The 26,754-nt window shown below is 26.9% G+C and carries 17 protein-coding genes; 3 read left to right on the top strand and 14 right to left on the bottom strand.

All coding sequences use genetic code 4. The annotated features are described in order from the left end of the window. Positions 1-2: 2 nt before the first annotated feature. The 11 genes from SAM46_RS01220 to secG all read right to left on the bottom strand — a co-directional run bounded on the left by SAM46_RS01220 (position 3) and on the right by secG (position 13,838). Entirely contained in the window at positions 3-278 is a 276-nt protein-coding gene (locus SAM46_RS01220) for a hypothetical protein (protein WP_078747212.1), read from the bottom strand. A gap of 2 nt (positions 279-280) precedes the next feature. Beyond that, on the bottom strand, positions 281-1,321 hold the full coding sequence (locus tag SAM46_RS01215) for a carbohydrate ABC transporter permease (RefSeq protein WP_078747211.1): 1,041 nt from the start codon (positions 1,319-1,321) through the stop codon (positions 281-283). After that, complete coding sequence (locus SAM46_RS01210; protein WP_078747210.1) at positions 1,266-2,327, bottom strand: carbohydrate ABC transporter permease; 1,062 nt, start codon at positions 2,325-2,327, stop codon at positions 1,266-1,268. Before SAM46_RS01210 ends, SAM46_RS01215 begins: the two co-directional genes overlap by 56 nt. Further along, on the bottom strand, positions 2,311-4,398 hold the full coding sequence (locus SAM46_RS01205; protein WP_078747209.1) for an ATP-binding cassette domain-containing protein: 2,088 nt from the start codon (positions 4,396-4,398) through the stop codon (positions 2,311-2,313). The genes SAM46_RS01210 and SAM46_RS01205 overlap by 17 nt, the downstream gene beginning before the upstream one ends. A gap of 73 nt (positions 4,399-4,471) precedes the next feature. Next, the gene (locus SAM46_RS01200) at positions 4,472-5,863 is read right to left on the bottom strand and encodes a thermonuclease family protein (protein ID WP_318635617.1); all 1,392 of its coding nucleotides are present in this window, start codon (positions 5,861-5,863) and stop codon (positions 4,472-4,474) included. 143 nt (positions 5,864-6,006) lie between these two features. Beyond that, a complete protein-coding gene (locus tag SAM46_RS01195) occupies positions 6,007-8,568 on the bottom strand; it encodes a P68 family surface lipoprotein (RefSeq protein WP_318635616.1) in 2,562 nt (853 codons plus the stop codon). A 194-nt stretch (positions 8,569-8,762) separates the two neighbouring features. Continuing rightward, complete coding sequence (locus SAM46_RS01190) at positions 8,763-9,047, bottom strand: putative quinol monooxygenase (protein WP_078747206.1); 285 nt, start codon at positions 9,045-9,047, stop codon at positions 8,763-8,765. A gap of 43 nt (positions 9,048-9,090) precedes the next feature. Next, positions 9,091-10,632 carry a methionine--tRNA ligase gene (gene metG, locus SAM46_RS01185; RefSeq protein WP_078747205.1) on the bottom strand — a complete coding sequence of 514 codons (1,542 nt, stop codon included), beginning with the start codon at positions 10,630-10,632 and terminating at the stop codon, positions 9,091-9,093. A gap of 9 nt (positions 10,633-10,641) precedes the next feature. After that, complete coding sequence (locus SAM46_RS01180) at positions 10,642-11,427, bottom strand: tRNA1(Val) (adenine(37)-N6)-methyltransferase (protein WP_078747204.1); 786 nt, start codon at positions 11,425-11,427, stop codon at positions 10,642-10,644. Beyond that, a complete protein-coding gene (rnr, locus tag SAM46_RS01175) occupies positions 11,399-13,603 on the bottom strand; it encodes a ribonuclease R (RefSeq protein WP_078747203.1) in 2,205 nt (734 codons plus the stop codon). The genes SAM46_RS01180 and rnr overlap by 29 nt, the downstream gene beginning before the upstream one ends. A gap of 1 nt (position 13,604) precedes the next feature. Continuing rightward, positions 13,605-13,838, bottom strand: a complete 234-nt coding sequence (secG, locus tag SAM46_RS01170; RefSeq protein ID WP_078747202.1) for a preprotein translocase subunit SecG — start codon at positions 13,836-13,838, stop codon at positions 13,605-13,607. Between the two features lie 217 nt (positions 13,839-14,055). On the opposite strand from secG, the gene SAM46_RS01165 reads away from it, so the two are divergent. From SAM46_RS01165 to SAM46_RS01155, 3 genes are all read left to right on the top strand, one after another. Next, a complete protein-coding gene (locus tag SAM46_RS01165) occupies positions 14,056-15,225 on the top strand; it encodes a hypothetical protein (RefSeq protein ID WP_143826133.1) in 1,170 nt (389 codons plus the stop codon). A 174-nt stretch (positions 15,226-15,399) separates the two neighbouring features. Beyond that, a complete protein-coding gene (locus SAM46_RS01160) occupies positions 15,400-16,383 on the top strand; it encodes an IS30 family transposase (RefSeq protein WP_318635615.1) in 984 nt (327 codons plus the stop codon). A 254-nt stretch (positions 16,384-16,637) separates the two neighbouring features. After that, positions 16,638-17,801: a hypothetical protein gene (locus SAM46_RS01155; protein ID WP_078747312.1), complete on the top strand. Its 1,164-nt coding sequence runs from the start codon at positions 16,638-16,640 to the stop codon at positions 17,799-17,801. A gap of 52 nt (positions 17,802-17,853) precedes the next feature. Here the strand turns inward: SAM46_RS01155 and SAM46_RS01150 are convergent, their stop codons facing one another. The 3 genes from SAM46_RS01150 to SAM46_RS01140 all read right to left on the bottom strand — a co-directional run bounded on the left by SAM46_RS01150 (position 17,854) and on the right by SAM46_RS01140 (position 26,585). Then, a complete protein-coding gene (locus SAM46_RS01150) occupies positions 17,854-24,882 on the bottom strand; it encodes an MGA_1079 family surface serine endopeptidase (RefSeq protein ID WP_078747313.1) in 7,029 nt (2,342 codons plus the stop codon). A gap of 106 nt (positions 24,883-24,988) precedes the next feature. Next, positions 24,989-26,080, bottom strand: coding sequence for a M42 family metallopeptidase (locus SAM46_RS01145; RefSeq protein ID WP_078747315.1), 1,092 nt, complete (start codon positions 26,078-26,080; stop codon positions 24,989-24,991). Then, complete coding sequence (locus tag SAM46_RS01140) at positions 26,073-26,585, bottom strand: redoxin domain-containing protein (RefSeq protein WP_078747317.1); 513 nt, start codon at positions 26,583-26,585, stop codon at positions 26,073-26,075. Before SAM46_RS01140 ends, SAM46_RS01145 begins: the two co-directional genes overlap by 8 nt. Positions 26,586-26,754: the final 169 nt, after the last annotated feature.

Genomic DNA, 26,754 nt, shown 5'->3' with positions numbered 1-26,754 from the left:
TACTAATTAAACATTTCAACATAGTTTAATGATTTGTATCCCGCATAAGTTATTATGCTTCCCATAACAAATATTAAACATGAAAATGCTAAACCTCCTATACTATATGCTTTTACATATTGGGCTAAATCAATGATTTGAGTGTCCAATACAACTTTATCATTTAAATCAATTATAGGTTGGACCTGAGTAATTAGAACAGATAAAACTATTATACCTATTAAACCTAAAACAGTGAGTATAGACCAAGTAATTACTCTTCTTTTGTAATTTTTCATAATTATCCTTTAATAGTTGAACCTTGTCTACTAATTGCAGCCATAATTCTCTTTCTAAATACTAAGTAAACAATAAACATTGGTAAGATAACCATTAAGCTGGCAGCTAACTTAACATTAAGTGCTACAGCTCCTCCTGATCCAGGGTCAGCTGGGTCAATTCCTGCACGGAATAGTCATACAGACACAACATCAAGTCTTTGTTGACCGATTGTTGAAATAATTGATGGTCATAAGTATGAGTTTCATGATGCTAATGATGTTAATATAATGATAGTTAATGTTGTTGGCATAACCATTGGGAATGCAATTTTAAATAAATATTTAGCACCTGAAGCTCCATCAACTAATGAAACTTCTTTAATTCTACCAGGGATGGCTTCAAATGCGTTTTTATACATTAAAGTATTAAATATACTTGCAGTAAATGGGAATGCAATTGCTAATAAGAATCCTAAGTAATCTCTAGCTAATTTTGTTTTAAGAACAACAAAATATTGTCCTGAGAGAAGTGCAACTTCAGGCAATACTAGAAGAGCTAATGCACAGAATCAAATGAATCCTTTTCCTCTTCAATTACGTAATGAAAATGCATAACCCATTAAGAATGTCACGAATACTTTAAGCACTACTGAAACAAGAACGTTTAATGATGTTAATAAAATTGCACTTCAATATCCAGAAGCCATAGCTTTTTTATAAGTGTTGGCTACTATATCAGATCATGGTAAATACTGCAATGAACCTTGTGTCGTCTTATTACCGACAACATATGTTAATCCACGTTTAAATGTCGGCAAGAATGAAAATTCATCTTTTAATGATTGTGCTTGACTATCATCCATAAAGGAGATAGAAATCATATAGAAAAATGGGAAAAGTACAAGTATACCAAAAACAACGAGAATAAATAATTTTAATAAACTGGAAGTAACTACTTTAGAAGTACTGTGTTCTTTAACTTGTGAAGAAACTCTTTCTTGGTTCTTACGAAGCTTCTTTTGCATTAAGCGCTTTTGTAGCTTTAACTTTAACTCAAACATTTCTTTCTCCTAAATTATTTAGTGATGTTTGCACCATAAAGAATCCACCTCTAACTACTGATGAGAATGTTACACCAATAATAAATAATGAAATAGATGCGGCACCAGCTATATTAATATTTCCAGTTTGTGTTTGAAGGTATACATATAACATCAATGAACCACCACCATAGTTAAATGCATTTGCAGGTTTGTTTTCAAATAATGCTAATGGGAATACCTTTAGTCCACCAATAATTCCTAGTGTTATCAAGAAGTTTATTGTACTTTTAATTGATGGTAATGTAATTGTGAAAAATTGTTTTACTTCTCCTGTTCCATCTATAGATGCTGAACGATATAGATTTTTATCAACTCCTAACATTGCTGTTGTGAATATTAAAATATTAAATGCTAAACCATTTCAAATACCATTTATAATCATAGCAATCAATGCATTAAAGGTATACTGATCATTGGTTTGAAGTCATGGGACTTGAGTCCCTAAAATTTGATTTAATAATCCATATGTTCCGAATAATTGGATAAATGCTAAAGACACAGCAACTCCATTTGTTACATAAGGCATGAAGAATACTGTTTGTCAAAAGCTTTTTGCATATTTTCTATATAGTTTAGCTATAACAGATGAAATAACTAAAGAAATCATCATAACAAATGGAAGGACAAACATTCCATAAATGAATGAGTTTCTTACCCCTACAGCAAATCTAGCATCTGTAAGAACAGTTAAATAGTTTTGTCATGTGAAGCTATTTGTAGATGATGAAGAAGATGTGCTAAATGACTCGATGATGTTAATAAACATCGGAGCAATTGTGAATAGTGAAAGTAATATGATACCAGGCAATAGTAACAATAAAGGTTTTCAAGCTGGAGTTCTTGAATCCAATATTGAATGCGAAAGTGTTGACTTTCTTGATGATTGTTTTTTAACAGACCAATTAAATAAGAACGGTACCTTGCGTTGAAGTGTTTGATGAGTGTTATTATTTAATAATCTCATATTCTAATCTTTCCTCGCTTGCAGCATCAAAAATATGTAATTTATTTATCGGCACATCGAAGTAGATATCATCACCAATTTTAAATTCATATGTGTTATCGATTAAGAAATTGGTTTTTCCTGAGCCTTCTACATCAACAACAAGTTTACTTTCTTTACCAAAGTTTTCTATAACAGCTACTTTTCCATTAAACATATGTTTTTGGTTCTTTGTTTTAATAATGAAATCTTCAGAACGTACACCAATGTTTAATGTAATTGAGTCTTTTGAATCAACTAATTTGACAGGTAATTCTACACCAGCCATAGTTAATTTTCCGTTTTTGTATTCAGATTGGAATAATCCCATTTCTGGCATTCCAAGGAAACGAGCCACAAATTGGTTTTTAGGATTGTTGTATAGCTCTAATGGTGTACCCATTTGTTGTACTTTAGCCATTGACATACATACTATGATATCTGAAATAGACATAGCTTCTTCTTGGTCGTGAGTAACAAATACAGTTGTAATACCAAGAGATTGTTGAATTTGTCTAATTCATTGACGTGTAGAAATACGTAATTTAGCATCTAAGTTTGATAATGGCTCATCCATTAATAAAATTTCAGGCTTTTTAACAATTGCACGTGCGATAGAAACACGTTGTTGTTGTCCACCAGATAATCTTGTTGGTTTCTTTTGTAAAATGTGAACAATTTCCACACGTGAAGCAACTTCCATAACTTCGTTGTGTATTGCTTGTTTCAATGTAATATCTTGTTTAGCAAATTCTTTGATTTTAGATTTTTCATCGTCAGTTAAAGAATTAGCAGAAAGTCCTTTACTTTCTTCTTTAAGATATAATTTTAGTCCATATTTAGTTTCAAGTAAAGAAATTAGATTTTTATAAATCAATTTAGCAGCAATTGGAAGTTTTTTAGAATCATTAACTAGTTGTTGGTACTCAGCATTTGTATTTAATATATTTTTAAAGTTTGCTTTTTCTTCAAGATATTTAGCTTTAGTTGTTGTTTTTAATTCAGCATATGTAGCTAATATTTCTTCTTGTTTAATTAAATATTTATATCTTGTTAAAACTTTTAATGCTTTTTCTTCTAGTTTAACAATTTTAATTCTATCTTTTAAAACTAGATTACTAAAATCAACCAATAATAACTCACTAACGAATTCTTGAATTTCGTTAATTCTTTCTTGCATTTCTTCTTTTGTTTTTAATGGTTTGTAGCAATATTTATTTTTATCTAGATTAATTAAAATATCAGCTTGTTTTAATTCAGGTAGTAAATTATTTGCTTTATCAGAATTAAATTTTTCTTTAATTTCATGTATTTTGGTTTTACTATCTTTATGAATTTTTGAATTTGTTTTAATAACATTTTTTGTCAGTAACGAAATTTCAGAATTTTCATGCACTAAAGTAATTTTATATTCAGTATGTGCTTTTTCATATTTATCAACTAATTTTGCATATAACTCAGCAACTTTATGTGAAGTTTTTTCTGATATTAGAATATAAGCATTTAAAGCTTGTCTTAATTCAGTAACTTCCTGAGGTGTTGCTCCAAGTTTTTCTAGATAAACTATTCTAATTTCGTTTCTAGCTTTTTCTTTGTTTAGATAGAACTTTCTTTGTCAATCTAAATCATTTTTTAACGGGAATGCTATATTAGCATACACACTCATATGTGGATACAAAGCATAGTTTTGGAAAACAAAACCTATTTTTCTTTTTTGCGGAGTGAAATCTGTAACATCTTTTCCTTTAAAAAGGACTTTTCCTGATGTAACAGTTAATAATCCAGCTATAGCATTTAGTGTTGTTGTTTTTCCTGATCCTGATGGACCTAATAGTGTTACTAATTTTCCTTCAGGTATTTTAAAACTAACATTATCAACAGCTAATGTTTCTCCGAAGTCAATGTTAAGATTTTTTAATTCAATTGCAGGAATATTTTCTGAATCTAGTTCTTCTAGTTCAGCAACATATTCTTTTACACGCTTAACATCTTCATCAGTAACTGATGTTGATAACTCTTTTACATATGAAATTAATTTATTAATTAGTTTCATATAATTCCTTTCTTTAAATGTTTTTACTACAGTTAAATATTTTACTAAATATTTATATTTATAGCTATATTAATTATTTATCTTGTTTTTTTAACCAATTTTGATAAATGTTTCAGAATGTTACTCATTGTGTATTTTTCTTAGCCATGTATACAAAATCAGATAATTGAGAAGGTTTTTCAAAATAATGGAAGAATCCTCTTCTATTTTCCATAGCTTGAAACATCGCAATAGCTATTTTTTCATAGAATAAATCAATGTATGAACCCGGTATACTATGAACATTATTTCCATCGTGTTGAACATTATTAGAAGACATTGGTAATGTAAATCCAGCTCTAACTATTTCGGTATTATATGAATATTGATAATCATCTCCGAAAAAGACATCAGCTACCGTTCTTCCATATGCATCTTTCTCCAAGAATGCAACTCTTACATTTTGACTGAAACCATTATCTTTATTTCATAATGCTTCAGCAAAATGAGTAGGCATTAGTGCAAAAGCATATTCAAATGGTGGTGATAATTTTTCGCTTACAGCTTTTTCTGGGGTGTCAATACCTTGCAATCTAATATAAGGCTCTTGCATATTATCTCTTTTTTTATCATGTGAAGATAGCGGGTTTGCACCTTTTTTATATAACCCATTTATTGTTTGTTTATCTTCACGTAGTATAACAGAGAATGTATCTCCATCAGAAACTTTACCTATATAACCGTCGAAATATTGATCTGTTGGTACTTTAGACCAATCAATATTACTCTTTTCAAATATTGATGTATCAAATTTAGTATTGTAATTTTTAAGTAGCGGATCAATAGTTTGATTTGTTTTGATGCTAATATTTACTGTTAAATCTTTAATAGATACATTTTCATTGGTATAAGGTAAATAGACAAATGAATTAATTGCAGTTAAATTCGCTAAGTCTAATGCCTTCTTTTGATCTTTTTCAGTAGGGTTGTTTACTCCTAATTCCAAACCATCTTTTCAATTTTCAAAACTTTGTGCAAAGTTTGATAATACATATAACAATTCAAATTCAGAACCATTAGATTGTTTTACATTAACTTTAAAGTACTTAGGAATATTTGAAAAATATTTATTTGGTGTTAATAAATAATCTTTATCCTCATTTGTTGGTTTAGTATATTTTATGTTTATAGAATCAGACTTAAGAAATTCATCACTTATATTTTTAACCAAATCACTTAATCTTCTATTAAATGCAAGTTTTGAATTAGCTGGTAAATTACGAGCTGGAACTATTTCACCATTTTTTACTTTGAATCGTTCATTTGACTTGAATTCAACATTGAATGGTGTATTGATACCATTTACATAATTTAGCTTTAGTTCTTTCACTTCTTTACCTAAAAACTTATTAGCGCGTGTGTTATCGTCTTCGATTGTCTTACATGATATTGCCATTGCTGATAAAGAAATGAGTGATATCGGCATACTGAGACCTATAATGATTTTATGTCATTTTTTCATATTTTCTCCCTTGCGATAATCCTTAACAATAAAATATAATTTATCCCAGCTGGGATAAATTATAAAAATATTACTAATTTATTATCGAATAATCTGATCTGATTATTTTATGATTGTTTAGTTTTTGTTGATTCTTGTTGAATTTTCTTGATGAATTGATCGAAACCTTGGATCTTTTGACCTGATTCAATTGATGTTTGAAGTGCATCAAAAGCTGAGTCAATGGCTGATCTATAAGCATCTGCCATTTCTGAACCTGGTTCTTCAAATAAAATATAACTGTCATCTTTAGCAACTTTTTGGAATAGTTCAAAGGCAACTCTTAAATATGCATTTGTACCAATAAAGCTTTCATTAGCTTGTTGAATAGTTACATTTTCAAATCCATTATAAGGCATTACATATGACATTTGTTTTTGAATAAAGTCTCTAGGTGTAAATTCAGGTTTAGTTTCATCATCTGGATCAAAAACATATTTATCAGTTGAAGAGATTAATCATTTAATAAATTGTTTTGTAGCTAGTTGATCTACAGCGTTAGAAACAATACCCATGATTGATGGACCTTGTCCAAATACAACATTCTTTGTGTTATCTTTATTTCATTTTGTTGGTGTAGGTAATGAAATTAATTCATCTTCTCCTAAGAATTGTGCTTGTGATTTTTGTGAAACTGTGTATCCTAATTTAGTAAATTCAGCTTTAGCGGTATCAGAAATTCCATATGAACTTGTAACACCGTCTTTAAACACTAAAATGATAGATGTTTGATCTTTTTCGGTTAGTCCTGTGGTAATCAATCCTCCAAATAAGTTCAATTCTTTAGCTTTGGCTAAAAATGCAGAATCTTTTTTCTCATCATATGGCAATACTAAGAAACCTGTTGTTTTTAATCTTGATCTAGAGTCTTTTGTATTTAGAACATCATTAATTTGTGCAGCAAAATGTGTTTGATCTTCTTGTGACTTAAACATTGTTGCATATTTAGCTATTTTATTTATATTTCCTGCTTTTTTAGCAGCTTCAGAATTGAATAAGTTGTACGCAAAAATTGGATTTAATCTTCCACCAATTTTGTATAAAGGTAGTATTTTATCTAGTGGAGTATCTGCTTGAATATCTGTTGTTCCTGGTTCAGTAGGTATTTGAAGTAATTGATATCCTTTACCATAATTTTGTTGTATATCAGTAAAACTACCTTTTTTATCATCAAAACTTAAACCATTACTTGATTTACCATCTTGAGTATAGTTGTATTCAATAAATTCACCCTTAACAAAGTTGTGGTTATAACCAGCTGTTGATCCAATTGAAAATGCAAATTTGTGTTTTTGTTGATCGTTTGATGAGAATCTTCCACCAGGGAATAATTTAGTTCCACCTGATTTTACAGCTTCTGATAAGGCATTATATATCGTTTGTGAATTTACATTAGCAGGTGTACCATTTTTATTAAGAGTTGTATAAGAAATAGTTACACCATCTCTGTTACGGTTAACTGACTGAATCATTTTAGATGTATCACCATCTAGAATAGAGAATAATGCTTGCTCATATAATGATGTAGCAGAGTCGACACCAAAGACATGGACATTTGCTTTAACTGGGTTAGTGGTTGCTGAATTCTTAAATAATGATTGAGCAAATGATGAGAATTCTAATAGTTCTTGATAGTGTTTAAACATTGTTGAAGAGATAACTTTTCCCTTAGCAAGGTCTTTAATATTATCAACTGGTTCTCCTCAATTCTTCTTAACTTCTGATAAATCGGCTGTTCCTTTTTGTTTAATTGTATTATATAAAGTAGTCATTTCTGTATCATTATCTTGAATTTTTCCACCGTTTTCAAGAATTGTGGTTAAGATATAACTCATTACAGGACTATTAATTGCTAGAACATTTGTACTTTTTAGACCAGGTAAAATTCATGAAGAAATTTTATCTACATTTTGTGTTTCAGCATTAATAGATGAAAATTCAGAATTAAAATTATATAAATCGACATTTAATTCCGGATCATCATCGTTGAAACTTAATAGCATGTTTCTTGAAGCTAATGTAGATGCAACTGGAGCATAATTTAAAACAATATCAGCGAAATTAGGGTTTCCATTTTTAACTGCTTGTTGAACAGATTGAGCCCCTGCTGAATATCCAGAACCAAGTGGTGCTGTAGTTACAGGCTTAGCAGCTAATGATAATCCAACTTTAGACTTGAAGTTGATTCCATCTTGATCATTAGGATTTTGTTCTTTATATTTTTTAAAATCTTCATTATTTTGTTGTACAAGTTTGTTATAAACATTAATAAGTTGATCAATCCCATCAGATTGTACAGAACCTTGACTAAATGTATGACCAATTATTATTTGTTTTCTTTCTTCTTGAGAGTATTGATCAACATCCTTATTATTCGCTTTGTTTCCGGTAGCATTAAGGACACGTTCATTCATTGTTGATTCAATACCTAGTAAGTTAATTTTTCCATATTCAGGATTTGTTACTCAAATTGGTTCACTATTTTGACCACCTGTTTCATTAGCTGGATTACCATCTCCAGGGTTTTCAGGGGTATTTTTAGTTTTATCACAAGCAGCTGATAAGCCAATTGCTGTAACACCAATAAGTCCTATTCCCCCTAATAAAATATTTTTAAGTTTAAAATTCATATATTAAATCTCCTTATTTAAAATAATTAAATATTTTAAATAGAAATTTAAGCTTATTAATCACATTCTTCAATTATTATTTTATTTTCGCTTAAATTTTCTATATATTAATTATAAGGTATAAAAATATTTATAAGAGAATTAATTCAATTTCCACATTTTGTTCCACATTTTTAAAATTAAAGAAAAACTCGCTATTTTGCGAGCTCAATTTCATAAATATTTACAACATTTTTAGACATTTTTCTTATTGTTGCAAATTCTTTTTTAAATTCTTCTATCTTGATAAATGATTCGTATGTAGCTTTTGAACTTCAACGTTCAATTACTAATACTTTATCTTCAGATTCAAGACCATATTCAAAAGAAAGGTTTTCTTCTTTCATTCTTGTTTTCTTAGTCAAGATATATAGATAATCAATAAACCCTTTCATTTTTTCAGGATTTATTATATATCTTGTCGCTTTTGCATAAATCATATTATTTACTCTTAATTGAAGTATTTTAATTGCTTATAAAACACTATTTTTTGATGCGTGAAAAAAGAATAAATTCTTTCCCTTGATTAATGTTATCAAATTTAGAATATATTGAAACTAAATCAAATGAAAAATTATTTACTCCAAGAATTTCTGCTACTTCTTTTGTTTTTCTTGGTAATACAGGTGATAAGTATAGAGAAACTGCATAAATACCATTTAATAATCTTATTAGTACTTGTTGTAATCTATCTAAATCTCCTTTTAGAGTTCATGGTTTAGTTTCATCAATATATTTATTAAGTTCGCTAGATAATTTAATAGCTTCATTTAATGCTTTATCAACTTCCAAAGCATCAAAATGATTCTTATATTTAGCAACCGAATCTCTAATTTTATTTTCGATATCTAAATCAATATCCAAATTAGATTCTTGATATTTTAAAGGGTCAACAAAACTATTTGATTTCATCTTTATAGTACGAGCTACTAAATTACCATAATTATTAATTAAATCAGAATTAATAACATCAACGAATCTATTTTCATCTCAAATTCCATCTTCTCCTAAATGAATTTGAGATGCTAAATAATACTTAATCATTTCAGGATGATATTTTTGTAATAATTCATAAGGATCTACCACGTTATTCTTAGATTTAGACATTTTCCCAGTAGGTGTAACTAATCATCCATGAGCTTGAATTTTGCTTGGTTGTTTTAATCCGAGCCCTTGTAAGAAAATAGGTCAATATATCATGTGAAATCTAGCGATTTCTTTTCCAATTAAATGAACAACTTCAGCATTTTGTCAATAATTTATAAAATCTTGTGATTGGTGTGATGCTGTTACATCATAATTTAAAGCTGTTATATAGTTACATAAAGCATCTAGTCATACATATAAAGTGTGACTAGGATCCTCATCAATTTTAATTCCTCAATTAATATTTGTTCTGGTCACTGATAAATCTTCAAGTCCTTTCAAAATGAAATTATTTTTCATTTCATTAATAATTTTATTTGGACCTAAGAAATTAGGATTTTGTTCAATATATTTTAATAATCAATTTGCAAGTTCATTCATTCTAAAGAAATATGAATCTTCAGATACAGTTATTAATTCATGACCGCTTTGAGGGTGGAAATATTTACCATCTTTAAATACTGCTTGAGTATCAGTTAAAAACTCTTCATCACTAACTGAGTATAAACCTTCGTATTTACCACGATAGATAAATCCTTTATCAAGAAAATATGAAAATATTTGTCTAACTTTTTGCATATGATGTGGATTACTGGTGCGGGAAAAGTAATCATATGAAATATCAAAATCATTTCACATTTGTTGGTACTTAGCAACTAAGTTATCAACAAATTCTTGCGGTTCCATATTGTTTTCTTGAGCTTTTTGTTCAATTTTTAATCCATGTTCATCACTTCCGGTTAGCATTTTTACATCATATCCATCTAGACGTTTGTAATTAGCTATTACTCAAGCTAGAGTAGTTGTGTATAAATGCCCAATATGTAAATTACCACTAGCATAATAAATCGGGGTGGTTATATAAAAAGTTTTTTTCATATTTTCTCCTTATACTTTGATAGGTTTATATAGTTCTTTGATTTCTGGTAAATATGAATGATTATCCTTATCATTGCTATCATGTAAATATAAATTAGGTAAGAAATGAACACCTCAGCCAGATTGATATCTTGCCTCAATTAATGCAAATTTTGGCTTATCATTTACACGTGGAAGAATAAATTGAATTCTTTTTGGTTCGAATTTATATTTTCTTAAGTATTCAAATGTATCTACTAAACGTTCTACAGGTAGCACTAATGTTAAAAATCCTTTTTGTTCAATAATTTTACTGCAGCCTTTAATTAGTTGTTCTAAATTTAAATGAATCTCATGAGTTGCAATTAGTTTTTCTTGTGAAATGTTTTTCTTAACTTTACTTTTATCATATGGATAAAATGGAGGATTGCAAAAAATAATTTGATATTTCTTTTGTGCTGTTTTAGACATATATTTTCAGTAATCATTAAAGTCTTGATTAATAATAGAGATTTGATTTTGCATATTATTTAATGCAATATTTCTTTCAGCAAGTTGTGCGGCTTTTGTTTGAATTTCAACTGCGTCAATATGTAATTTTGGATTTCTAGAGGCTACAAAAATAGATAATGCACCATTATTTGCTCCTATTTCTAATGCATTAGTTATTTTCTTATTTAGGTAAATAAAATTACCAAGAAGTATTGTGTCAACTGAGTAATTAAACATACTTTTATCTTGGTAAACATATAAATTTGAATCGAAACCTAAAGAATTCTTAACTAAATTACTTTCTTTGTTTCTTGAACTTTGCATTGTGTCTCTCAGCTTCTTCTTTTTGTTTTTTATTTATATAGTCTTGATATAAATCAGCATGTATACAGTCAACTTTTCCTTCAACTAAATCTACACCTGCTACAACTACATCTACATAATCTCCTAGAGTAAAACTTCTATTTGCTGATATTAATTTTGTTAGCACTTCATTTGCTTCATATTCGCCATCTATTAAAGTAGACTTGTGAACTAATCCACTGGCTTTAAAATCAAATTCAACAAAGAATCCAAAATTTAAAATACTTAAAATTTGAACCCTGAAAGTTTTTCCAACTTGATTTTTTAAAAACTCAGCAAATTTTAAATCATTAACATTACGTTCAATTTGTACAGCTTTTTGCTCACTTTTTGTATTTAAATCACCAAATATTGGAAGCATTTCTCTAAAATGATCTAATTTATCGTATTCTTTATTAATTAAGAAGTTTCTTATAGTACGATGTATTACTAAATCAGGATATCTTCTTATCGGACTTGTAAAATGACAATAATATTTAGAAGCTAATCCGAAGTGGCCAATATTATTATCAGAATAAATTGCTTTTTGCATTGAACGTAAGAACATTAATTTAACAAAGTCGTCATCACGTTCTTGTTTAACTTTGTTAACAAAGTCAGCAAATATTTTTGGGGTTATAGTATTAGGATTTAATTCTGATGCATTAATACTGATTGCAGATAACGAATTTTTTAATGATGTCAATTTATCTTCATCAGGTAATTCGTGCACACGATAAAGCACAGGTAATTTTTGATCATACAGATATTTAGCTACAGTTTCATTAGCTCTAACCATAAAGTCTTCAATTAAAACCTCACTAAATCCGCGTTGATTGATTTCAATTGCTTTAACTCTTCCTTCTTCATCTAATTTAATTTTAGGTTCTTGGATTTCAAAATCAACATAACCTTCATTTATTTTATATTTATGAAGTATTAAGCTAAGTTCTCTAGCTTCAGTTAACATTTCTTTCAATCTTTTTACTTCTTCAGGGTTATCATTTTCATTTATAAGCCCGGTTTTATAAAACTTATCAACGTTTTTATAAGTTAATCTAAATTTGCTTTCGATAATTCCTTGTGAAATTTCGACATTAACATTATTTCCGTTTGAATCAATTTCCATTTCGCAAGCTAGAACAAATCTATCTTCATTAGGATTTAATGAACAAATACCGTTTGAAAGTTCAACAGGCAGCATCGGAATAACTCTATCAACTAAATAAATACTTGTTCCTCTTTTTAATGCTTCTTCATTGATTTTAGTTTCTTCTCTTACATAATAAGAAACGTCAGCTATATAAACTCCTAAGAAGTAATTACCATTAGGAAGTTTTCTAACTGTAATTGCATCATCAAAGTCTTTAGTATCATCACCATCAATGGTTACAATCATGTCATTTCTGAAATCTTTTCGGTTACTTCAATCTTCAGCAACTATGGTTGATGGAATATTAGTAACTTCTGATTCCATATTTTCAGGAAATGATAATGGGGCTTTGATTTGTTCTAAATATGATTTTACAAAAACCATTGGGTCAGCTTCATTTGTAATAACTTTGCTTACTTGAATATCAATACAATTGTGTTCATAAGCAATAATCTTACATGAAACTAAATCATTTAATTTAGTCGGAACTGTAGATGAAACTAATCTTCATTTTGATGTCTTGAAACGATTATCAACAGGAACAAAATATTTAGTTTCATTTTTAACTTTTATAAATCCGATAACATCTTCATTGTTTCTGTTTAAAGTTTGAACAACTACACCATGTGTTAAATCATCAACACCTTGTTGTTCTGATTTGTAAACATTTACCTTTACGGTGTCGCCATTAATTGCTCCATTAAAGTTGAATGATTTAACATAAACACTTTTCTTAGTGTTATTTATTTCATCAATATCATACTCAACAAATCCGAAGTTCCCTTTTTGAGCAACATTTAATGTTCCTTCAATAGTTTCTTCTAAAACTGGGGCATAATATTCATCGCGATTATTTTTAAATATTAAATATTCACTTTGCAGTTCTGAGAGAACCTTAGTTAGTGATTTATTATCTTTAGGGAGAATTTTAAAATGTTTTGCTATATCAAGAAATGATTTTGATTTACTTGATTTTATATACTCATAAATTGAATTTTTTTTCATACTAGTACAAGATTCTAACAATAATTGAAACTACAATGATTAATGTACCTAGTACAATCATTGAATATTTAAGAACCTTTTTGATTCCCCTTTCCTTTGAATGTTTAAATAAATCTAAGTCTCCCGAACCAACTAGAGCTCCTGAAAAACCATTTGAATCAGGTGACATTAAAAACGAAACAATGATAATTAGAAACCCTAAAACCATTAGCAAGACAACAAGTAATGTAGCCACATTTCCTCCTAATATTTAAATATTATTTAAATAATACCATAAATAACAACATTTTAATTTGTGTTTTTATATGTAAAAATATGGTCTTTTAGTATGAATTTTAATTCCAAAAATGTATTTAGTAAATTATTTCGTAGTAGATCAAAGTGAAATAATATCCAGAAATCTATTTAGATTATTTTCTTTTGTTATGAATTTAAATAGTAAAATTGATATTATGAAAAAAATATTTAGAAATTTAGCAATAACTATAGCACCATTAAGTGCTTTAACACTACCTATGGTAGCTAGCTCTTGCTGTGATTGTAAACTTAATACAACTAAGCAAAATCAAGCTAACTTAAAAAATTCGATTCAAACATATAAGAATTTATCTGAAAAATATACTAATCAAAGTATTAACTTTATGATTACTCTAGCTGATCAAACAAAAGCTGATGCATTATTAAAACCATATGTTGATAAAGTATATGAAGAACAAAGCTTAAATAATCCAACATTTGAAAATCTTTTCTTCTCATACTATAATGGTAAAAAGAGCAAAGGTGATGTTGAAAAAGAATTGACCAAAACTTATCAAGATATATTCCAACCAGCATTGGAAATGGATATGACTGAACCATTTATGTATATCCAAAGATTGTCAAAAACCGAACAAGCATTAAGTAATTTATCTAATTTTTATCTTCAAACATATCTTCAAATTTTAAATGAATTAAAAGTTGATAAAAATGATAAATATGAAGAATACTTTAACAAATTTGATACCGATTTCAGACAAAATGTTGCAGTATTTTATGGATTATCAAACGTTTATACTAAGACTCTTCAACAGTTTATCAAGGTATATGGAATTAATGATATGTTAATTCATTTCCAAGATAAAAAAGATGTTAATAAAGATATTAAAAAATTAGCTTATGAAAATGTAGTCAGAAGTACACAATATATAATTGATACTAATAAGAAATTCAATAATTATTCAGTTCAAGAAATTACAAAATTTACTACAGATGACTTAAATACTCTTACTAATGATATTAGTGGTTATATTAATACTAATATTTATAATCCATTCTATGAAAAATTACAAAATGCAGTCATAAAATCAAGATATCCTGAAACTCAAGTTCAATCTATTTTTAATAAAAGTCCTGTTTACTATCAGTTACAATATAAAAACAATGCTAAGGATGAAAATCTAACAAATACTCTTGAAAGTATAAAAGAAACATTAAAAGATAAACCAGAAGCAAATAATGCAATTGAAACATTTAAAGTTTATATGGATAATCATGGTTATAATGTGACAACTATTAATAAAGTAAATGATTTTGCTAATGCAAGACCAGCTGAATTGCAATCTGCAGTGCAACACTTTTATTAAAGTATAATAAAAGTGGAGTACTGTTTTTTGTGCTCCACTGAAAACCCTCGGGAAGGATTTCGAATAAATTATACAAGAATCACATTCAAATTACGAGTTCAAATCGAGCTATTATTAAGTCAAAATTTCTCAGTTATAGAGATATCTAAAATTCTTAAAATTAATAAAAGTTCATTGTATAGAGAAATTACAAATAACTCTGATTTTTGGGGATATAATGCATTTTCAGCTCAAAATAAATCAGATATTAGAAATGAATGAAAAAATCATTTTAAGCTATTAAATCAAATCAATCAATATCAGGAATTCTCAAGTATTTTTGTTTCTAAATACGATAAGAAAACTTTTGGTGTCAAGCCAACATATACATTTGTGAAAATGAATTATGACATCAAAATTCCATCATTGAGAACTGTATTTAATTGAATAAATTCTAATCAATGAGTTATTAAGAAAAAAGAAAGATTAAGAATGTATTATAAACCAGGTGGCAAAGAATTAAAAACTGTTGTTGATACACTAGTTGGTGCTAGATGAGTAAGACCGTTTTGATTCCAGACCAGAGAGATTAATCAAAGAAATACATTTGGACATTGAGAAGTAGATTTAATAGTTGGTAAATCTGGTGCTGATAATTATGACTTATTAATATTTCAAGAGAGATTAACAAGATATGGAATAATAACAAAATTCCAAGGTAAAAATCCAGTGGAAAATAGCAGAAGCTTTATGAAACTTGATAAGGAAATATCGATTAAAATGTTAAAAAGTGTAACAGCTGATAATGGATTTGAATTTAGAACTCTTTTTATCTTGCATATAGACTTAAAATTTATGTCTACAAAGCTAATCCTTATGCTTCATTTCAAAAAAGGAAGTATAGAAAACTTTAATGATATTGTTAGAAGATTTTACAAGAAAGGTAAAAATTTTAATTTAGTATCTGACGATGAAATTAAAGAAACTCAAGACAAAATTAATTCTATGCCAAGAGAAATATTTGATTGAATGAGTGCAGATGAATTATTCTATAATTGAAATTATTATAAAGAACAATGAACACCAATACCAGATGATGAAAAATTCTTCATAAAAACTAAAAGACAACGTGAATCAAATTACAAGAAAAACAAGTTCTTTAAGAACAAGAAATATTAGAGTGTCTCGGTTATTTAAACCTAGTTTTTATATAAAAAAATCTAGAGATTATTTTAATCCCTAGGAATTCTTTATGTTGCAATGGAGATTGCATTTCAGTTGATTTTGCTAATGCAAGACCATTTGATAATATTGCTTTTTCATCATTTGCTACGGGTACTAGAGTAGATACTCCATTATTACAAGGAACTTTATACACAAGAAATAAAGAAACTAATTCATTTAGCACATCTAATAATACAAATGAAAACTCAATGGCAAAATTATTTGATGCTTCACAAGTTAACAATGTTATAAAAGTATCAATGCCAGCTTCAATTTTTGGCGAAATGCAAATTTTAACTCCATTAAATCGTATTGTATCTGATGTAGATGCTATAAATAATTTCACTTCAGCAACTGGATATGGTCTTTATGCTTTAAGAACTCCACAACCTATTGACCAAAAAATGATTGGAAAAGGTGTTATACAACTTCCTTCAATTTTCCAAGGGTTAGCTGAAGGAAGATACATAATGAATTATTGAGATTTATTAATTTTTGGATTCCAAAATATCATGTTAATTAATCAAGAGCAAATTAAATCATTAAATGTTGAACTTTATATTGGAATTGATAATGAAGTTATGAATAAAATAATTTCAGTTAGAGATCAAGCTGTAAATCTGGAAAATCAAATTAAACAATGAAATGATAATGCAAAAATAAATGAAGTTACTTTACCAAGCGGATATGATCAATTGGTTAAAAACTTCTTGGTACCAAAATATAGTATATATCTTGATTCATTATCACAAGATGCTAAAGAAACTGCTTTAAGCGAAACTGAATACTATAAACAAGAAATGGCAAAATATATAATTACAAAAGATGATAAACAATTTATTACACAAGCAAAATTAGTCGAAATGTTAAATAATGTTATTGAATTCCTAAAAAGTGCTCCTGCACAAAACTTTGATCAACAAGCAAAAGAAGCTAAAATAGCACAGCTTGAAAACGATAAAGCAAAAGATACAGAACAATTTAATAATACAATTCAACAAATTGATAATGAACTTAAAAACCAACAAGATCTTTTAAGCAAAGCTACAAGTGAAGAGGAAAAAGCTAAAATTAATCAAAATATCGAAGGATTAAATAATAGTAAACAACAAACTACATCTGCTCACAATAGCTTAATTAAAGCATTAGATTATCAAATTACGCAAGTTTTAACAATTACTGAATGAATTAATAAAGCTAGTCAAGATTTCGAATTACCAATTACAAAATATGAAGATATAGCTACATATCAAGAGAAAATTACAAAAGTTCTTGATACAAATGCTAAAGAACTTAATGACTTACAAAATCAATTATCTAAATTAGATGATCAATTAACTACATATTTATTATTCACATTAGAAAAACTCTAATACTATAGTGCTCGCATAAAAAAGCGAAGCACTTTTTTTATGCTTCACTTTACTAATTATTAGGTTTCTTAACTCATCAAGGTACTAAATGTTGTTTTGGGTTATAAGCATTTAATTTCAAAATATTTCTAACTAATGATTTACTATTAATTAAATCAAGTGGATGTTCATTATTATAATTTAATCCAAAATAATTGAAACTATCATTAGTATTTGATCATGATACTCCAATGTGGTTAGAGGTTGATGAGTTAAATGTTGAAATATAATTTCCGTGAGTATCAACTAATCCACTACCAGATGAACCACCTTCGTCATAAATAGGCATGAATTTATAATCATGAATAAATCATCTTATACCGTTTTCTGCGTCTCCATTTGCATATGCACCATGTATTGTAGATAATCTATTAACAATATGACTTGAGTGTTGGAAGTTTCCAAATGAACTTCATGTTACAGATACATCATTATATGCAGTAGCACCTGATCATGTAGCGATATAATCGGTTAAATTTTTGTTTTTGAATGTAAATCATTTTTCAAAGTAATTTGCTAAAGCAAATTTACCATCTAATTTAGCTTGTTGGATAAAAGGAATAATGTCAATTTCTAACACTGTTATATCAACGAATTTATCTTTTATTAATGTTTTATCATTTCTTTTTACATTGCGTTTATAACCAATTTGACTATATCCTGTTCATACAATATTTACTTTTCCTCTTTGACCGTTTAATCCCACAGCTTGGTGTGTACTTCCGCCATCTATTTCTGTGGTAAATAAATCAGGTTTTTTCATTAATGTAACTGTAGTTAAATATTCTTCATCTTCAAAAGCTTTTTGTGGTTGTCATCTAATTCTGTCATTTTTAACCACATGTTCATTAGTTACAGCATAAAACCTTCCATCTTTAGGGTCATTATTAACTTTTCCTAGTACATAAATTGAATCAAAGACAGCTTTAGGCCAAATAAACATTCCAAGCAATCTATCATTAGATTCAGCCACTAAAGGATCTGCATAATATTGCTTTTTAGCGATTTCTATAGGGAATTTGTATCCATTATGTAATTTATATTCAACATTTTGATTTGGATTATATTTAAATACATTATCTTTTCTATCTTCTGAATAAAGATAATAAGGTGAATTCTTTTCATTATAATCTAAGTTTTTATAAGAAATTATATTAGTTGGATTGGAGCTAAATTTCTCATTAACTATATTATTAGTATATCTCATTGATACTAGAGAACCATTTCTATCAATATATAGCTGTCCATTTTGATTTAGTGTGTTTTCTTTATCTCTTGGAACTTTATCTGAAAAGAAATCGTATCTTAAATTATCAGCCACTATACTATATTGGGGATCTAGAGATTTGTAAATAAATTCAATGCCTTCATTAGTGTATTTTATTTCTAAACGAACTGGTATTTGGTGAGTGATATTATTTTTATCTGTAATAGCACTAGTTGTTGTATCAATAAATAATGTGCCTTTTTGTTTTAGCTCATCATAATTAATATCAAAATTTAACCCAGCATTAAGACTAAAGATTCGATGTTCTTTTGCATCATCTCAAAAAACAATATTTGAAAATAAATGTAAATTAAGTCATTTATCTCGATTATTTACATTATCCATTATATCAGTGTAATATTGCTTAGGTAATGTTCATTTAGCTTGCTGTGGTGTTATATCTCATAAGTTATCATTAATATTTAAATCAACATTACGATGTCTTAAAATATCTCCATTTGATTTAAATATTGTTTTTAAATTTTCTGGTCTAGCATGTCAGATATCCCTATCTCTGCCTAGAGAATTAATAATTGTACTATCACTAGCTTGATAAATATGATTTTGCTTAAATCCTTTAATTTGATATCAAGTTGTTCCATTTATTACACGATTACTATTTTGATATTTAAGAGTTATAAATACTGAATTTGTTTCATTTGGAACTCTTCATACTTTTTCAATACTTATTAATTCTTTTTCTATTTCATAGCGATTATTATAGTTAAGGTTATATTTTAAAATTCCACCATGATTTTGTAATCATGAATTAATAACATTCATATCTTGTGAAATAAATTGTTCCACAGTTATATTTGATACATCTAATAAATCAAGATTTAGCTCATCACGAGATATCATATTTAACATCATATTAGGATAATATTCTTCATAATAATCATTTTGTAAGTTATATAGATTAATATATTTATCACTTGTAAAACGAATATCATTATCCTTTTTATTAATAAATCCGAGTTTAAATCTTAAATGTCCTAGTTTAGTTTTGGAATTGTGTTCTCCAGATACATCAATGAAATAAATATAATAATTTCTCTTTATATATTCAATATCTACATTATTTATCTTATCAGCACTATCTTGAATAATATTGCTATCATTATTTGGTCCAGATTCATTTTGCGAGTTTTTCAATTCTTTATCTGAATTAATAAACTTAAACATATAAGGCATTTTATCAAATGATTGCTCCTCTAGTAATGTAGCTACATCAATCATTCTATTATTAGGTGTTCGATAACCATTTCGATATGTTATATTTGTTGAATTAATCATTCTTGCTAGAGCAATGTCTCTTTGATATTTACTTAACTTAGCATCACTTGTTATGAAATCATTATCGGTTCAGATTTCACCTTTTTTCTCTACATCAAATTGATCGAACTTTTTAAATCATTCTAGTTTGAAGCTTTGACTTTTAAGCACAATATCTTGCTTAGTCATTGGATCATACTTAGTTACTAGAGTATTAGTTTTTGTATCTAATATTACAAATCTAATTTGAGCTGTACCATTTATTTTATCAACAATATTTGGTTGTGATTCGTCTACTTGCAATTGATATCTACCAAATGTTGGCCAATTATAAATATCATTTAATTTCGAAGCTACTTGTCAAGCAACTATATTTGAGTGTGTTATTTGTGGATTTTTCGAAGTTGTTTTTTCAAATATTGCTTTCTGCAAGACTTTATTGTTTGAACTTTGTGGTAGAGATAGCATATATGTAGCATTTAAATAATCATTTATATTTTCTGATTGATAATCTCCGGTTGAAAAATTAAATGATCCTTTTAATGTTTTACTATTTATATTAACAGTTAAATTATATTTAATAAGGTTTTTATCATTTTCAAATGAAGCATATTGCTCATTTTGCTTATAAGTAGATAATGATCATTGTAATGTCTCTTGTGTTTTTATTTTAAAATTACGCCGAATAAATTGTTCATGAATTTTTATTTTCATTTCATCACTATATTGATTATTTCTAAATCATTCTCTAAGCGATGCAGGTATAGAGTTTAAATTTTGTATTCTACCTACAGTATTTATCATGATGAAAAATTCAATAGGAACATCATTATTAATAGTATATGGAATTGCATAATTAAATTCAGATGCAATGCTTAAAATTTCTTCCAATCAAAAACTTACAGGAGTAATTCCGCTAGCTTTATAAAATGGTTTTTTATAAAATTCAGTTTTTTGATATCTTTCAGTTGGTTCAACTTGAATTAAGTATTGATATGGATTTTGCAACGTTACTGTTTGATTACTTTCTAAAAGAAATTCTTTAATTTCATAGTTGTTGTGCAATAACTTAATAGTAGCTTGCAATTTATTATTATTTAATTTAATAGAATTAATTTGTATTTGTAAATCAAAGTATCTATTTACATCTATATTCTTATTACTAAATATCGGAAGTATTTTATCGTTTATATTTAAATCATCAGTACTTAAGAATGCTAAGTTATAGTAATTAATATTATAAATATCATCTAAGGTTTTAGGTTCAAAATCACTAATTAATTTTTCAATACCACTATATGCATCATCAAATTTAATTCTTTTAGCTATATTTAGAGTTTTATTATCAGCAACAGTTCTGTAATTAATTATTAAAGTATTAGGATCATCCTTGTCAATATGATAATTTTCTCTTTTGTATTGAATACTTTTATCAGATACATTTTCATCTAAATAAATTCAGAAATTATCATCAGTAATAGACGCAGATGAAGGTTTAATATCATAATTATGTTTATCTTCATGTAATTTAACTTCTAAATTTAAATTAGCATACTTGATAAATACAGAATTTTTTATATTCGATATATCACTATCTAATTGAATATTAAAACTTGTTAATTTATCTAAAGCTGTTTGACTAGGATTATTTAAATAAGAGTTTTTGAGTTCATGTCATTTTTCAATTAATGTATTTGCCTTTGTTTTATCATCATTATATTCTTCTAGTCTATATTTTTCGTTTTTTAAGTCTGAAAATAAGTCATTTATTTTTAAATCAACGGTATTAAATAACAATTTCTGTAATTCAATATCTACATATTTGTTATGTATATTATTTAAATCAATACTTGAAATGATTTTATCTAATTCATCGTTGTCAAATAACTCATTATTAGCTTTGTTATCTATTAACTTGTCGTTTATTAATTTTATATTTAACAAATCTTGATTTTGATTTGAAATAGAACCATTATATTTTAGTATTTGTGCTTTTATATAATTGCTTTCTTTTTTAAGTTTTTCTAATGTTTTATTGTAATCTAACTCAAACTTTCTATTATTGTTAATGTGGAGTCTAATATTATTTAAAATTTGGCTAAATGCTGATAAATCATTGGTGGATTTATTTATTAGAGCAGTTATTTTATATCTTAGTTGTAAAGAATTATTTGAGTCACTATAAAAATTATTTAAATTTAATTCTTGATATTTATTTAATTGTTGATTAATTACTTGTAGCACTTCAAGATAATCATTATGATTCTCGTGGTTTCTTATTTGTAAAATTTTATTTCTTATTATTGTTTGCAAACTTTTTAATAAATCAGATTGATATGAATTATTTGTTTCTAATCAAACATCATTATATTTAGTTAATAAATCTTCATATTTTGCATTTATATCTATAGTAGATTTTAGTTGTGATATAGCTGTTTTAAGTTCTTGAATCGAAGTAATGTTTTTATTGAGTATAAAGTCAAGATTTTGTTTTGATTTTTCAATCTTATAACTAGATATAGTATTTTTTAAACCGAAATTAACATATGATTCAACTATATTATTAAGTTGTTCGTAAGAAGAAAGAATTTCATCATAATTTATATATCTATTTGTGCTATCTATTTGTGATTGTAACAGTGTAATTAAATTATTTAATAAATTAGAAGGATATTGCTCTTTAGCTTTATTTAATAGGTCATTATATTTTCTTAAAATACTGTCATACTTTCCGTAATTACTTAGTACATCATTAACTTCATCAATAACATTGGTAAAATCTGCCGTTGTTTCGTATTTAGAATCTAGAATTGATTTGATTTTATTTTGCAAATTATCAGAATACTTGTTAAAATTAGTATTTAAATTAAGTTCATTGTATGAATGTAATATATCATTTATTTTTGCAAGATTACTGTATGTATTATTAAAATAGGCATTAGTGTTGATTTTATCATATTCATTTTTTGCAAATTTTAAAATATCTGTTACAAATTTGGATTTAAAAGCTAAATTAGCACCAAATTTTATATCTGAATAATTTTTTGATGCATCAAGATAGCTATTTTTGTATTGTTCAAAAATGAAGTTTCTTGAGTTAATTTCATCTATTAATTTATTAATTTCATTAGTATGCAAGTTAGTAATTTTAAATAATTTATCTATAAGATTATTAGTTTGCTCTACATATATTCATTCATTATAATTTGTACGAACAGTTTTTAAGTTCTGTAATCTTAAAATTAATCCTTGTTGATATTCTATTTCTTTCTTATATTCGTTAATATTACCGTTTGATATTATGCTATACATAATATCGGATATGGATGAAATAATCTTATTTAATATAGGTGTGTTTTTAAATAAATTATTAATTCTAAAAGAATTAAATTTATCTAGAGAAATTTCTTGTAATAATTGTATTCTGTGTATATATGAATTATCTATTGCTTCTGTATCTATTTTTGCTATATCATCTAGAGTTAAATTGCTTTTTTTCTTTAGAAACTCTATTTGTTCTTTTAATTCGTTAATTTCATTTGAGATTTCAGTTTGATCATATTTTATGTAGTTTTCATATTTACTTAAGCTATTTCTGAATTTGCTTTCAATATTAAGAATGTTATTTTGCTTAAGATGATATTGAGTAATTATATTTTCATTATTTTGCCAAAGTTGTTTTATATATACAAGTTTCTCTTCCAATTGATCGAATTTTATTTCGCTATCATTAATAATTTCTAAGGTTTTATTTTTGGATATTTCTTCAATTTTAAAATCATCATTTTTAGAAAGTAAAACATCTAATTTTAAATCGAGTATATTTATAAGATTACCATATATTTTTTTATATGCACTTTCTATACTCATCAGCTCAGTAGAACCATTTTTAATATTGGTAATTTGATGTTCTATTTCATTTAAAAGTATTGTTTTAATTACTGAATCCATTACTTTTGATAAATATTTTTCTTTTAATTCTTCAAATTTTTTTAATAAATTATTATATTTATCAATTGAATTAATATATGAATCTATATAGTGTGTTATGCTATTTAATATAGATTCCATCTCTTCTAAATTAGTTGACCTTGTAGCTAGTAATTGTTCTATATGTATTTTTTGATTATTATGATCTGAAGTATTAAATATTTTTTTATCCGCTAGTTTTGAGTATAAACTTTTGTAACTATTATATAGAGCATTTATTTTTATTAAATTCCAATCAACATCATTATATTTAATGTTATAAGGTATAGCTAAAATTTTATCATCAATTATTTTGATGATATTATCTCTCATTTGTGATTGCTGTAATTTTAACAGGTTGTTTTTAGTTTCTGTTAGTTTCATTCTCTCTATAGCATTTATATCCTGTTGAATAATCGTCTCAGATGTTATAGTACTTTGAGGTTTATGACAACTAGTTGCCACAATTCCTGTAGCAGGAATTACTATACCAATATTTAATAACAATATTAATTTTGTTTTTTTACTCATAGTTTGCTCCATAAAAGTCAACTTTATATTTATATTTTAATTTAATTATTTTATTATTTCAAAAAATGTAAAAAGAAAAGTTGGATGATACCAACTTAACTAAGTATTATTTATATGCTATTTTTTCATCATAAACTTTTTTTGAAAATGATTTTAAAAACTCAGTCATTAAGTCAATTGTTGCTTGTATATCAATTAATGAGCAAGCACCTATTGGTGAATGTAAGTATCTTTGAGGAATAGAAATTGTCATAACTGAAGCTCCACCTTGAGCATATTGTAATTCAGCAGCATCAGTTCCGCCACCTTCAGCTACATATTTATATGCTGGGATATCATTTTTCTTAGAGATTTCCATTAATATAGCTAATAATTTTGGATCAGGTAATGTTCCGCCATCTTTAACTAATAAAGATACACCTTTACCAAGTACTGGTGTTCCTGGTTTACATCCAGTTGTATCGTGGGCTGCACCTGTATCTACAGCAAAAGCTACATCAGGATTAATAATTGAAACTGAAGTTTTAGCTCCACGAGTTCCAACTTCTTCTTGAACAGTTCCAACTAAATAAACATCACAATCTAAATCTAAATCAGCAATGTTATTAGCAATAAATTCAAGTGCTGTTACACCTGCTCTATTATCCATTGCTTTTCCACCAATAATGTTATTAGCAAATTGAATTGTTTCTCCTGATAGAAATACTTTATCTCCGATTTCGATTCCAGCTTCTTGCACTTCTTTTTTAGAAGCAAAACCTAAATCAACAAATAAATCCGCTTCTTTTAAAGCTACAGACATTTTGTCCCTGTCCATAATGTGAATTGAAGTATGTCCGAATACACCCTCAAATCTTTTACCAGTTGTATTAGATACTACAGTTGCTTTAGTACCTATAACAACACTTGGTCAAACTCCTCCAATTGTTGTTAATAAAATGTTTCCATTATCAGCAATTGATTTTACCATATATCCAACTTCATCCATATGTGCAGCTAGCATAACAGATGGAACATCATTTTTCTTTGATTTTTTATGAAAAATAATTGATCCAAAATTATCTCTTGAAACTTCAAATTGAGAAGCTTTGACATTAGCTAATAATTCTTGAGCCACAGGTTCTTCAAAACGTGAAATAGCTTCAATTGACATGTATTTTGCTAAACGATTAGCTAATTTTTCATATTTTTTATCCATTATTTTCTCCTAATAATTCATCTAATCTGGCTTGCATCGATTTAAAGTCAACTTGCTCACCTGTCTTTTCGTTAATTTGTACATATTGAACTTTATTTAAATCATCTAAGATAAATAATGATCTAGCACATAATTGTAGTTCTTCAATTAGAACACCAAGTCCACGAGCGACTTCATGATCTAAGTAATCAGAATATAATTGAACCTTACCAACTTCATGATCTTCACTATAGTTACTTAAAGCTGTTGGTAAATCCATTGAAAAAGTAACGAAATCAACATTTTTGTATTTATGTGATAACTCTGCCATTTTTAAAATTTGCATATCGCAAACTGCTGTATCAGCTGAAGGAAATGTTCCAAGTACCATATATTTATTTTTACGTTCAGGTTTAGTTTGAGTAAATTTTCCTTCTTTAGCACCAACTAAAACTACTTCATTTCCAATAATTGGTTGTGTTCCAGCAAGTTCATAATCTTTATTTCCGAATTTTACTGTTCTCATATTTCTCCTTTAATTTAATAGTTAAATTTTACTAAATATATTTTTTAGTAATCATATTATATGAAAAAAATTATAGAAAAAAATTCACAGTTATTTTGCGGATATTAATTAAAAAGTTGAAAGTCCGCCTATGTGGTAAATTGAGTAGTTCCTCAATATTGCTGTATAA

The organism is Mycoplasmopsis verecunda (assembly GCF_033546915.1).
Taxonomy (GTDB): Bacteria; Bacillota_I; Bacilli_A; order Mycoplasmatales; family Metamycoplasmataceae; genus Mycoplasmopsis; species Mycoplasmopsis verecunda.
Note: the sequence above shows the minus strand (reverse complement) of the source record. Positions and strands in the feature narration are given on the sequence as shown.